8 protein-coding genes are annotated in these 13,565 nt (G+C 40.3%); 6 read left to right on the top strand and 2 right to left on the bottom strand.

The features are described from left to right. Position 1 precedes the first annotated feature (1 nt). From J3998_RS01345 to J3998_RS01320, 6 genes are read left to right on the top strand one after another with little or no spacing between them, the layout of a single operon-like run. Entirely contained in the window at positions 2 to 1,039 is a 1,038-nt protein-coding gene (locus J3998_RS01345) for a TniQ family protein (RefSeq protein WP_208146699.1), read from the top strand. A gap of 41 nt (positions 1,040 to 1,080) precedes the next feature. Beyond that, the gene (locus tag J3998_RS01340; protein ID WP_208146697.1) at positions 1,081 to 3,876 is read left to right on the top strand and encodes a type I restriction endonuclease subunit R; all 2,796 of its coding nucleotides are present in this window, start codon (positions 1,081 to 1,083) and stop codon (positions 3,874 to 3,876) included. Between the two features lie 14 nt (positions 3,877 to 3,890). Beyond that, positions 3,891 to 5,591 carry a type I restriction-modification system subunit M gene (locus J3998_RS01335; protein WP_208146695.1) on the top strand — a complete coding sequence of 567 codons (1,701 nt, stop codon included), beginning with the start codon at positions 3,891 to 3,893 and terminating at the stop codon, positions 5,589 to 5,591. Beyond that, positions 5,588 to 7,183 (top strand): restriction endonuclease subunit S, encoded by a 1,596-nt coding sequence (locus J3998_RS01330; RefSeq protein WP_208146693.1) that lies wholly within the window; start codon positions 5,588 to 5,590, stop codon positions 7,181 to 7,183. Before J3998_RS01335 ends, J3998_RS01330 begins: the two co-directional genes overlap by 4 nt. Next, on the top strand, positions 7,180 to 8,988 hold the full coding sequence (locus J3998_RS01325) for a restriction system-associated AAA family ATPase (protein ID WP_208146691.1): 1,809 nt from the start codon (positions 7,180 to 7,182) through the stop codon (positions 8,986 to 8,988). Before J3998_RS01330 ends, J3998_RS01325 begins: the two co-directional genes overlap by 4 nt. 2 nt (positions 8,989 to 8,990) lie before the next feature. Then, positions 8,991 to 10,085, top strand: a complete 1,095-nt coding sequence (locus tag J3998_RS01320) for an HNH endonuclease (protein WP_208146689.1) — start codon at positions 8,991 to 8,993, stop codon at positions 10,083 to 10,085. 67 nt (positions 10,086 to 10,152) lie between these two features. On the opposite strand, the gene J3998_RS01315 is transcribed toward J3998_RS01320, so the two are convergent. After that, entirely contained in the window at positions 10,153 to 12,357 is a 2,205-nt protein-coding gene (locus J3998_RS01315; protein WP_208146687.1) for a S8 family peptidase, read from the bottom strand. Beyond that, complete coding sequence (locus J3998_RS01310) at positions 12,354 to 13,475, bottom strand: AAA family ATPase (RefSeq protein ID WP_208146684.1); 1,122 nt, start codon at positions 13,473 to 13,475, stop codon at positions 12,354 to 12,356. The genes J3998_RS01315 and J3998_RS01310 overlap by 4 nt, the downstream gene beginning before the upstream one ends. Positions 13,476 to 13,565 lie beyond the last annotated feature (90 nt).

Raw genomic sequence — 13,565 nt, 5'->3', positions numbered from 1 at the left:
GATGTTTACGGGTAAGTTATGGCCGGTTCATCCCCATCCTTATCAGGATGAACTATTGTCGTCGTGGCTCGTTCGAATCGCTCATGCTAACGGAGAGAAGGTTCAATCTTTTTGCCATCATGAGTTCGGCTCCAAACATCAGATTTGGAATCGGGATATTGATCGGTTAGCTCCTGAATGGTTGCTAGCTAAACTTTCCGAAAAAACGGCAACACCGATTGAAAGAGTCCGGCAGACAACGCTTAAACGCTACGAAGGTGTTTTGTTCGATCACTCCTCGCTTTCAGGTATTAAGAAATGGATTACTCCGCTCAGAATCTACCATCGTACTCGCAAATCTCACGGTTTGCAGTTCTGTTCGGAATGTTTAAAAGAAGATAAAGAGCCGTACTTTAGAACTTATGGGCGAATTTCTCTCTATACATTTTGCCCGAAGCATAACGTCATGATGCAAGATCGTTGTCCGTGTTGCGGTGAACCGGTTGTGTTTCAGCGTATTGAGCTTGGCAAAGGCAACGAAGAAACTGCTTGTGATAAACCTTTATCTACCTGCTTCAATTGCGGGTTTGATTTGGTTGATTCAAAGTCTGAAAAAGCAGTTTTCTGGAATAACGATATTTCGAAACGATGGAGCCTGCTACTGTCAGGGATGCAAGAAAATAAGCTAACCAAATACCAGTCAGAACAATTAGTCGTGTTACACCAATTTGTTAAGTTGTTTTCGCATGGCGTAACGGCTGAAAAGTTGTTGGTTTTTATGGAGTCAAAAACTAATTTGACTATAAAACAACCTAATCCGAATTTAAGGTATTTTGAAGTACATGATGTTAGGACTCGTTTTCAAATTATTCAGTGTGCTTGGTGGTTGCTATTGAATTGGCCTCTGAACTTATATCAGGCTTGGTTGGAGGGGAGTATCCGTTATAATCGCTTGCTAAAAGATTTAGAAAAATCTCCGGATTGGTATATAGAGTCGGTCGAAAACTTAAAGCTTAACTATAAAACAAGGCAAAGGCTTTATCATTCATTAAATAAATAGTTTATGTATTCGTATTTCGATGCATTGTATTGGATTAATTTATGGCAATTTCTGAAGCTCAAACTAGAGCTAATCTGATTGACAAACTTTTAATAAATGCCGGTTGGAATTTATCTGATCCAACTCAGGTTGTTGAGGAGTTTGATATTCTTGTTGAGCCTTATAAAGTTGCTGAACCACAACGCAAATATGAAGGACATCAATTTAGCGATTATGTTTTGCTTGGTAAAGATGGAAAGGTTATTGCTGTTATAGAAGCAAAGAGAACAAGTAAAGATGCAGCTTTAGGGCGAGAACAAGCTAAACAGTATTGCTACAACATCCAAAAGCAATTTGGTGGCGAGCTGCCATTTTGTTTTTACACTAATGGCCATGAGCACTATTTTTGGGATTTGGAAAACGCACCACCCAGAAAAGTCATTGGCTTTCCTACTCGCGATGATTTAGAGCGTTTCGCTTATATCCGCCGCAATCGAAAACCACTCACTCAAGAATTGATAAATACCTCAATTGCTGGTCGCGATTACCAAATTCGTGCGATTCGTTCAGTACTTGAGGGCATTGAACAGAAAAAACGTGACTTTCTGTTGGTGATGGCAACTGGTACCGGTAAAACCCGAACCTGCATAGCACTCACTGATGCATTGATGCGCGCAGGCCATGCTGAAAAAGTGTTGTTTTTGGTAGATCGCATTGCCTTGCGTGAGCAAGCGCTAGCCTCTTTCAAAGAGCATATGCCTAACGAACCGCGCTGGCCGAAAGTGGGTGAAAAATTAATCGCCAAAGATCGCCGTGTCTATGTTGCCACCTATCCAACCATGCTTAATATTATTCGCGATGACTTGCAGTATTTATCACCGCATTTTTTTGATCTCATAGTGGTCGATGAAAGTCATCGTTCTATCTACAACACCTTTGGTGAAGTATTGAATTATTTTAAAACAATCACTCTTGGGTTAACTGCTACACCAACTGATGTTATTGATCATAATACTTTTGAGTTATTCCACTGTGAAGATGGAATCCCTACTTTTGCCTACACCTACGAAGAAGCCGTTAATAACGTACCGCCTTACCTTTGTAATTTTCAAGTAATGAAAATTCAGACTAAATTTCAAATGGATGGTATTAGTAAACGCACCATTTCACTGGAAGACCAGAAAAAACTGATTCTTCAGGGGAAAGAGGTCGAGGACATTAACTTCGAAGGTACTCAACTGGAAAAGCAAGTAGTAAACAAAGGTACCAATACCCTAATCGTGCGAGAGTTTATGGAAGAAGCTATCAAAGATGCTAATGGTGTGCTGCCGGGCAAAACGATTTTCTTCTGCGCTACTAAGGCTCATGCTCGTCGTATTGAAGAAATCTTTGATAAGCTTTACCCTCAATACCACGGTGAACTTGCCAAGGTTCTTGTTTCTGATGACCCTCGTGTTTACGGTAAAGGCGGTTTGCTCGATCAATTTACCAACAATGACATGCCTCGCATTGCTATTAGTGTGGATATGCTTGATACCGGTATTGACGTGCGAGAGATTGTTAATCTGGTTTTCGCCAAGCCGGTTTATTCCTATACCAAGTTCTGGCAGATGGTTGGACGTGGAACCCGTTTGCTGGAGGCCAGCAAGCCTAAACCATGGTGTACGGAAAAAGACGTCTTCTTAATTTTAGATTGTTGGGATAATTTCGAATATTTCAAACTTAATCCCAAAGGAAAAGAACTCAAACCTCAACTACCGTTACCTGTTAAGTTAGTGGGTTTGAGGCTGGATAAAATCGAAGCGGCAAATGATACAGACCATGTAGATATAGCTGCTCGGGAAGTAGCCAAGTTGTGCGCGCAAATTGACGCCTTGCCACAAAATTCCGTCGTAATCAAAGAAGCGGCGGCACAAATTGCCCATCTTAATGATGATAACTTCTGGCTTACACTTAACCATGACAAGCTAGAATTTCTACGCACCCAAATTAAGCCGCTATTTCGCACTGTCTCCGAAGCAGATTTCAAGGCCATGCGTTTTGAACGGGATGTTCTCGAATATTCGTTATTAGTTTTAAGGGAAGAAAAAGAGCAGGCTGAAATTTTAAAAGAAGGCGTAATCGAACAAATCAGCGAACTACCTTTATCGGTGCCTTTTGTAAAACTTGAAGAAAAGCTAATCCGCGCAGCGCAAACACTAATTTTTTGGAGTGAGGCCGACGAAGATTGCTTTGATGAGATGGTGACCAAACTTGGTCCTTTAATGAAGTTTCGCGAACAAAACAACGGGCAGGAGCAAACTCACCTCGACTTAATAGATGAACTTCACAAAAAAGAACGAGTGGAGTTTGGTCCGCAAAATGAAGCGGTTAGTGTCACTCGTTATCGAGAAATGGTAGAAAGTCTAATTTCCCAACTCACCGAACATAATCCAGTACTGCAAAAGATTAAAAACGGCGAAGAGATCAACAGTGATGAAGCAAACCAGTTAGCAGAGTTACTTCACGAAGAGCATCCTCACATTACCGAAGACTTGTTGCGTCAAGTTTACAAAAATCGCAAGGCGCGTTTTATTCAGTTCATTCGTCATATTGTCGGCATTGAAGTATTGAAAAGTTTTCCTGATGAAGTAAACGCTCTCTTCGAACAATTTATTCATGCACACACCACGCTCAACAGCCGCCAACTGGAATTTTTGAACTTGCTGAAAAACTTCATTATTGAACGTGAAAAGGTGGAAAAAAAAGATTTAATCAATGCGCCTTTTACGGTGATACACCCAAAAGGTATAAGAGGGGTATTCAGCCCTTCCGAAATTAATGAAATTTTGCAACTGGCGCAAGTGCTGGCGGCCTAATTTAAGGTAAATTCATGTTACAGAACAACCCTGAACTCAAAACTAAAATTGACCAGCTATGGAATAAATTCTGGAGTGGTGGCATTAGCAACCCGTTAACAGCTATTGAACAAATCACTTATCTATTGTTTATGAAACGCCTTGACGAGCAGGATTTAAAGCGTCAAGCAGATGCTGAATGGATGGATGAATCTTATACTTCAAAGTTTGAAGGTCAATGGATTCCTCCTGAATATCGAGCCCGAAGAGAAGAAAGCGATACAGACGCCGATTGGGAAAAAAAGCTTGAGGAAGAAAAAAAGCACCAGATTGAAAAATCTACATTACGTTGGAGTGAATTTAAGCGCATGCAAGCCGAAGAGATGCTTAAGCATGTACAACGTAAAGTGTTTCCGTTTTTAAAAGATTTAAACGGTGCAGAATCCAATTTTACTCACCACATGAAAAATGCTGTGTTCATTATTCTTAAGCCTGCATTGTTGGTGGAGGCTGTTAAAACTATCGACGAAATTTTCGTGGTTATGGAACGAGATTCCCAGGAAAAAGGTCAAGCTTTTCAGGATATTCAGGGTGATGTCTATGAAATGTTGCTATCAGAAATTGCGACAGCTGGTAAAAACGGTCAGTTCCGCACACCTCGCCATATCATTAAATTGCTTGCTGATTTGGTCCAGCCGCAGCTCGGCCACAAAATTGCCGATCCAGCCTGCGGTTCGGGTGGTTTCTTGTTAGGGGCGTACCAATACATTGTTACGCAATTAGCGCTTAAAGCGGGGGCAAAGAATTTAGTACCGGATGAAGATGGTTTTGTACGTACCTCGCTTGCTGCGGGGCTTACCGAAAAAGCGCAGGCTATTTTAAGTTCCTCGCTTTGGGGGTATGACATTGACAGTACTATGGTCAGAATGGGTTTAATGAACTTGATGATGCACGGCATTGATGATCCAAATATTGATTACAAGGATACGCTTTCTAAAAGTTATAACCAGGAAGCAGAATACGACATCATAATGGCTAACCCACCGTTTACCGGCAGTATTGATAAAGGTGATATAAACCAAAACTTGCAGCTTTCTACCACCAAATCAGAATTACTGTTTGTTGAAAATATTTATCGGTTGCTAAAAAAAGGTGGCACGGCTGGTGTGGTTGTACCTCAAGGCGTGCTGTTTGGCTCTAGCAAAGCCTTTAGAGATTTACGCAAAATATTAATCGAGAGTTGTGATTTAAAAGCGGTGATTACTTTACCCAGTGGAGTTTTTAAACCTTACGCAGGCGTGAGCACCGCTATTTTGCTCTTTACAAAGGTTTGGGGGCCATCAGACAAAGTCACACAACCTGCCACCGAAAACGTTTGGTTTTATGAAATGACTTCCGATGGTTATTCATTAGATGATAAACGTAGTAAGCAAGATGGCTATGGTGACCTGCAAGACATTGTTGAAAAATACCGTACCCGCGATGCCGCAAAAGACACAAACCGCAGAGCCAAGTTTTTTATGGTGCCGCGTATAGAGATAGAAGGCGAGGGTTATGACTTATCCCTGAGCCGTTACAAAGAAGATGTATTTGAAGAGGTGCATTACGATGCACCCAGTGTGATTCTGGATCGCCTGATTCAAGCGGAAGTTGGTGGACTGGATGATGTGGGGTTAAGCAATGTTCAGAGTGGCATTGTGCATGATTTGTTGGAGCTTAAGGGGATTATCGGATGAAAAGCTGTTACCAAGTAGTAGAGCTTGGAAAACATGTTCATCAGGTAAGGGTCCGAAATAACTCAGGTTCTGAGATTGAAGTGTTTTCAGTTACAAACTCAGGAGGCTTTACACGGTCAACCGAGTACTTTAGTAAGGAAGTATTTAGTAAAGATGTTTCCAACTACAAAGTGGTTAAGCCTGGTCAATTCGCTTATAACCCTTCTCGAATCAATGTTGGGTCAATTGACTACCTTCGCCATTCATCCTCTGTCTTAGTTAGTCCCCTCTATATCACGTTCGAATGTAGCAAAGATCTTCATGCAGATTATTTGTTACGTTATTTGAAAAGTGAATGGGGTAACTCTCAAATTCGAGCGAATACAGAAGGCGCTGTTCGGAACTCGCTTAAGTACAAAGGCTTGGAAAATATAAAATTTCCTCTTGCCCCCATCAATGATCAAATCCGCATTGCTCATCTGCTTGGAAAGGTGGAAGGGCTGATCGCTCAACGTAAACAACACATACAACAACTCGAAGATCTACTCAAAAGCGTGTTTTTGGAGATGTTTGGTGACCCTGTAAGGAATGAGAAAGGATGGAATAAAAAAATATTTAAAGACTTGCTGTCTTCTATTGATAGTGGGAAAAGCCCTAAGTGTGAAGCAAGGCCAGCCATTGACGATGAGTGGGGCGTTTTGAAACTTGGGGCAGTTACACGTTGCGAATTTGAGCATAGTGAGAATAAAGCCCTACCTTATGATGTGTTACCTGAGATTAAGCATGAAGTCAAAGTAGGTGACTTGTTATTTAGTAGAAAAAATACGTACGAACTTGTGGCAGCTTGCGCATATGTTTTTGAAACGCGCCCAAAGCTATTAATGCCGGATCTTATTTTTCGATTTATTTTTAAAGATGATGCTGAAATTAATCCCATCTATGTTTGGAAGCTTTTGATAAATGATTCTCAGCGCAAAGTAATACAATCATTTGCTACAGGTGCAGCAGGTTCAATGCCTAACATTTCTAAGACTAATTTAAAAACCGTTGAATTACCAGTCCCACCGATAGAGCTTCAAAATCAATTCGCCGCCATAGTCGAAAAAGTCGAAGCACTTAAGTCCCAATATCAGAAAGGCTTGAATGATTTTGAGTCACTTTATGGTGCATTAAGTCAACAAGCTTTTAAAGGCGAACTTGATTTGTCTCGAGTTCCATTAGTAGATAGACAGCCTATATTAGAGAAAAATACGCAACTTAGAGGCCTTATAACTGGTGATACAGTGGAACTGACTACGTCAGATATTCATTTACCTGAGAGTGACTATCTCTTAAAGGCTTTAATAGACAGAGAAAATTTACCTTATCTGCTTAATGAATGGCTAGAGAGCTATTCATTACAGTTAGGTTTAAATTCCTTTTCTTTTGATGAATTTATTTCTATGGCACAAATTCGTATCTCTGAACTTCATCCAGAGGATGACTTTGAACTGAGTTCTAGTGATTATGACTCCATACAAAAATGGGTTTTTAAAGCGTTGTCTGATGAAAAATTGGTTCAAACGTTTAATGAGATAAACAATCGAATTGAGCTAAAGGTTGCTCAGTTATGAAATTACTTCGTCTCAAGATTACTGATCCATCGGGATTTCGTAGCTTACCGTTTGGCTTCGAGCATCACTTTCGCAACGAATGGTCATTGCAGGAAGAGCTAACAGATAATGAAGGCTTTGCCTCCTTTGTTTGTGCTGGTCCCAATGGCAGTGGTAAATCAAATTTACTAGAAGTATTGGGTTCCATCTTTTATCACATGGAATGTCTCTATCTGGATAACCCTCCTGGCAGCTTTGCTTACAATGAGGATCAAAACCCAGAAGGATTTCGGGGTAGTAAAGCGATCCCCGATGGCTTTGAGTTAGAATACCTGATTAATCCTCTCGACAACTTCAAAGTAAAAGGTTATAGCAACCTAGCGCGGGTATGTGTCAAAAAAATTCCCGATGAGCCTCCTCAATGGTGGTTACTCAATCACGAAGACTCTGATCAGCCCACTGAGTTGACGTTGGGTAGAACCTATGCTCGCCAGCTGCTGCCAGATTTCGTACTAGGCTATTCCTCGGGTGAAAATGAAATTTTAAGCCTGCCGTTCTTTAAAATGCGCTTTATCCAGCTTGATGAATACTGGAATGCCTTGAGCCAGCAATTGCCTTACTCAGGTTACCCTGAAACGAGTATGGTTTATTTGGATAACAGTTTTAGCCAAGCGATATTACTATGTAATTTACTGTTTCAGGATGAGAGAACCTTGCAGCCATTTCGAGAAGATGTGGGCATTGAAGCTCTGAAGGAATTTCGCATTATTCTGCGCCGTACAATTGCGCTAACACCAGAACAACTTGAAACTTTTGTTAGTAGTAACGAAAGCCAGCCTCAAACCCTTGAAAGCATTGTCAAAGATCACCCCGCACTGAATACCGAAGAGGATGAACTGGGCAACACTCTTTACCGGCTAGATCTATTGCAGCTATTGGAGGGTGATGAAAAATCGTCACGCATGGTCAGCGCCCTAAAACGCTGCGCAACACTGAGCTATAAGGATGATGCCAGCGATAGTTTGATATTGGATTACTGGGTCAATGGGGCAACTCAACAGGCGTTCAAAGAGAATTTTAGTAACGATCCGCTATCACTATTTCAAGCATTTCAAGTGCTATTGACGCTTAACTTGTACACGGTAAGCGAAACACTCAAGGCCGATTTGTACAAGAGTCACAGCCACTATGTTAGTGAGACAATTCCAACGCTAGCGTCAGACCAGCGAATTATGCGTTTTAAATTTGTTCGCTTTAGTAAGGTCGGTGTTACAGAACAGATGATGCTGAAAGAGCTATCAGATGGTGAACACCAATTACTACATAGCCTCGGACTATGCTTACTGTTTCGTAACACCAATAGCTTGTTTTTACTGGATGAGCCAGAAACCCACTTTAATCCTGAATGGCGAGCAAATTTTATAAGTCGTTTGCGTCAATGTTTCCCAGAAAGTGGTGAGACTTCTTCTGAAATACTCATCACCACTCATACCCCATTTTTGATTTCTGACAGCAAGCCTGAAAAGGTGCTGGTTTTCGAAAAAGATAAAAATACGCGTGAAGTGAGTATTCACAAACCAGAATACAATACCCTCGGTGCATCAATTAATAAAATCACTATGAACACCTTTGGCAAACGCGAAACCATTGGCGCTCATGCCCAACGGATTTTAGATGAGTTTCGCTGCCGATTTGAAGAAGGCGGTGAAGATAGTGAAGAGTTGATTAATGAAATCCATCAGAAACTAGGTGACTCCGTCGAAAAGCTATTGCTAATCAAAGCAATTCTTTCCAGTGAAGGACGTGATAGTCCGGAGGTCGAGTAATAATGCTGTTTGCTTACACCTATGTGCCGCATCAAATGGAAAAGATGCAGGAATTTATTGATTTTATTTTTCATAAGGTTTGGTGCAGGGCTCCAATGTGTGGTGATTTTAAGCTAGAGCTTTTTGATGATAAACCTGAGTTGCGAGAAGTAATGGAAAGTTTCTATTACTCAGATAAACAGAATGCTGATTTTTTTTATGGCAATGTAGAAAAAATCTACCTTCACTTTGCGCGTTTTAGTTTAAAACAGATTCGTAAATTGAAATGGTGGTATTTGAGTAATAATAATATTGAAGGGTTATGTAGTAATCAAATAGGTTTGCATGCTACGCACTATTCTGATATTGAACGAAAATTCCCAGATTTACTAAACGATCTGAAAAAGTTTTTTACAGGGTTATACAATTTTGAAGCCAAAGAAATGTCTCGCAAAGTGGGGAAAATTGATGAACATTATCAAGCCTTTGTCGAAATCAATAAGTCAGGCAAATGTCCATTTTGTGGTATTAATGATTTGTTTGGTGAATATCATAGTAAACGTGAGGCCTATGACCATTATTTGCCTAAAGCGATATACCCTTTTAGCTCAATTAATTTCAAGAATTTAGTGCCTGCTTGCCACCACTGCAATAGTAGTTATAAAACAAGTAAAGATCCTTCCTACTCTCCGAAAGCCCATACTCGTTCAGTAGAACGCCGTGCTGCTTTTTATCCCTATTCAACAGAACAACATGCAATCGTTATAAAAGTTGAACTGACAAATACAGATATTGAAAATCTGAAACCTGAAGACATCAATCTGCAATTCGGTCCTGATGCAGTCAATGAAAAAATCGAAACATGGAAAGATATTTACGGTGTTGAAGAGCGCTATAAGGCTAAGCTATGCGCCAAAAACGACGGTAAGGAGTGGCTGGTGCAGGTATTTGATGAATGGAAACATTTGGGTCGAGATCCTGATGATTTTCTTCAATCGGTAGATCTTAATTTTCAAATTCGTCCATTCACTGATAGTAACTTTCTTAAAAAACCGTTTTTAGACGCTTGTCAGCGAATAGGGCTCTTTGAAGAGAGTTATTTGAATATGCTGAGCTGAAATATTTAATGACAGTTTTTTGTAATTTGAAAAAACTGTCATCGGTTTCTGGAATAGATTATTTCAGCTAAATTCTTACCTGATTTGAAATTGAAACTCTAGGCTGAATTTCCGTAAGAATACCTGAATAAGCACTTAAAATATCGGTAAAGATCTCTCCGTATTTTGGAGACTCAATTGTGACCACGAAAGCATATTTAATGGAGGAGGCTTTGCTTCCGTCAATAGCCCCTCCACCTTCTCGAGCCATATAGTGCAATTCGAAGTATGGGTCATCTAATTTATTTCCGCGTTTTGTTTTTTCAGCGTGGAGAACTGACTCCCACTTAGCGGCATCTCTCCTTAATTCGGCTTCAGTGGCTTTTTTAACCTGCTGAAAAAAGCTCTCTTTTTTACCTGAGTTTGACCAACTGATTTCAACACCTGCCTTTGTGTACATTGAGCTGTCTTGGGGGTCAACTGGTGTTGAAAAACAGCAGGTGGCTCTAATTTTAACGTTTCCGGTAATTTCACTGTCTGGAAGCGGTAATGGAACTCGAAGATATTTTCCCGGTAACAATTCGCCTTGGTAAAGGATTCTAGCGACCCCGGTTGGAGATTCAATTAAGTGGCTTATATCGTCTGGGACTTTTCCCCAACCAACTTCTTTTTGATCATGACCGTTTGTTTGTGCTGCGTTTACTAGGAGGGCCTTTATTGCAAGCGGAGAAATAGAATGTCCCATTAATGAACGAATTCCTACTGCTTTTCTCAATAGGTATGGTGCTGAGAAGCTGGTGCCTTGAACTGGCATTAATTGTGGGATTGGGTTTGAGTTTACCACATGGAAGTATTCATCATGTGAACCGCCAAAGGCTAACAAGTCTGGTTTTACTCGGCCGGGAGCTCTACCAGGACCAACCGCGCTGTATGATGCTCTGCTCCATGAATTCTGTGCACTATTGGCAGAGCCAACTGCAATTGCGTTGACACAGTCTGATGGTACCTGAATTCTATTTAATTGTAGTTGGTGGTCTGCTTCACCATTATTTCCAGCAGCGATTGTTAGAAATGTTTCTCCATCTGCCAGATAGCTATCAATTAATGATGTCCAAGCGTGAATTTCGTCGTCTTCAATAGGAAGATCTGGACCTAAGCTAATATTAATGAATTCATACTGTCTGGAAAGAAGTATGTCTTCAATGTGACCAAGTGTTCGGTATAGTTCAAATGGATCTTCGTGGTGAATATTGTTGTCTAGTATTCTATGGTGATCAACGTAAGCAAAGGGTCTGGGAATTGCTTGGCTGGGCTTTATTGGCCCAAAAAGGAATGCTGAGGTAACGCCTTCCCCATGAATTGGACCATCTGTGCAATCATTGGCGGAAGTGTCTGATAGTTTAAAATCTCTTATCCAAGGCTTAAGTGAATGCAAATTTGGCAGGCCTGCGTCTAATATTGCAACTCGGACATCGTCCGAGACAGGTGGTTCTTTAGGAAGTTCGCATCTATTGCCAACTTGAATTGAACGACTAATTGAAGGAAGTCCTCTCAGTTGTGGCATAGGTCTTACTACCCTGATAAAGGAGTGTTTAGCTAATTCAAATAGCTTGCTTTGGTCTCCTGTTACGGGAACAAACCATAGGTTTGAAATTTCAAATGAAATGTCTGGATTTGCCTCGAATCCTAGTCTTTGGGCATATTGTAGGAAAGAGTTTTTAATAAAGTCCGCTGGTCCTCCTTGGATTAGCTGAATACCTACTTCAAAGGCTGAGCTATCTTTCGAATCTCCTTGCTTTAGCTTTGATTCAGGGGAAATGCTTTCGATACTCCAAATTTTATGAATATCGTCTGCTCCTGGTGTTGATTCTGAAAAGCTTGAAAGTTGCTTTGAAAAGTCGGCTAATTGCTGTCTTTTTCCTGCTACAAACAGACTGGTTGTTGGTGATTGCTCAGGTTCTCCTTTTCTCGTCCAGCGATCAGGGGTAATTTCAGTACTTTTGCTTCCTATAGAGTGCACGCCCATTTCGCGTAAAAACCGCTTTGGAAAATGCCCCTTGGCAATATAAGAAGGGTGCAAAGTTAATTTGGTTACAGTGAAGTCTTTAGGGCAGATGTCATCGGTAAGTTCTTGGAGTTGTTTAGAAACTTCTTCAAATTGAGGTAATAATCTTTGAACGGATTCTTGAACTGTGTATAAATTTCCGCTTGGAGGGTTCATTTTAGGAGGAGGAGTTAAAGAGGTTAGTTCTTCTGCTTTTCCAATTAAATAGTTTTTTTTACTCATTTTCATTCACCTCGTTCAACGGAATTAATTCGTTTTCTGATTGTGTCGCGGCTTACACCAAATAGCTTAGCGGCTTTTAATTGACTCATACCTTGATTTACGACAGAGCCAACAGCCAGATTGATTTTTTCATCTCGGGATAGTTCATCTATGTTTGGGAGTATGTGTTTTAAGATGTTTTGCTCCAACTCTGATGGGTTTAAGATTCTGAGCTTCCTAAGTTTTAATATAGTTCTTTTAATGTTGCTATAAGAGGTTCCTGAAAGGCCTGCTACTATAAGCTCAATCCATTGTTTGAAATGTGCTTCGTCTTTCCCTAGAAAATGTATGACAGCATTACGTACTTGGTTGATTGATGGGGTATGGAAATTGATTTCGATATCAAATCTTCGCCATAATGCAGGGTCTACTAATTCTGGATGGTTAGTTGCTGCAATAAGGATTCCTGTAGAAGGCCAATTTTCAAGCTCTTGAAGCATTACTGTTACTAATCGTTTAAGCTCCCCGACATCACTATCGTCACTACGTCGCTTAGCTATTGCGTCAATTTCATCTAAAAGCAAAACACATGGATGACTTTTGGCAAATTCAATTACTGAACGTAAATTACTACCTGTTTTTCCCAAGTAACTGCTCATGACGGCAGTTAAATCGAGAATGTAAAGAGGCAAGTCTAATTTTGAAGCTAGCCACTTGGCAGACATCGTTTTTCCTACACCTGGAGGCCCTTGAAGAATCATGGAACTGGTAGGTTGTAATCCATTTTTCTGAAGTAACGTTAGGGATTTTCGTTCTACTATTATTTGTTCAAATTGCTGTTTGATTGGGTTCTCAAGGATTGGTTCTTCTTCTGAACGGATTTCTTCAAATGTTTTTATTAAAGGGAATTCACTTTTTTCTGCTGGATCAAATATGGCGGATTGATCATGTTGACCTGTATCCTTTCTAAGGACGCTAGAGGACCTTGCTGGATTGATTTTTAAAAGTTCTTCAAGTTGTCCACCGATGGCTGGCTCCGCTTTACGTAATTTTCGAACAAGTTTTGCTAAAAACAACCGAATGTCAGCATCTCTCCCTTCTAGGGCAAGTCTAGATAAGGAAATAAAATCATTTGAGTTGATCATTTGGATTCTCGTTTTGTGACTAGTTATATTAATTTTTATGTATTGTAGTCAATTTTTTATTTTTGTTCTATTTTTACAAGGTTTTTTGGG

The organism is Thiomicrorhabdus marina (assembly GCF_017571465.1).
GTDB classification, from domain to species: Bacteria; Pseudomonadota; Gammaproteobacteria; order Thiomicrospirales; family Thiomicrospiraceae; genus Thiomicrorhabdus; species Thiomicrorhabdus marina.
The sequence above is the reverse complement of the archived record's forward strand: the minus strand, read 5'-3'. Positions and strand labels throughout refer to the sequence as shown.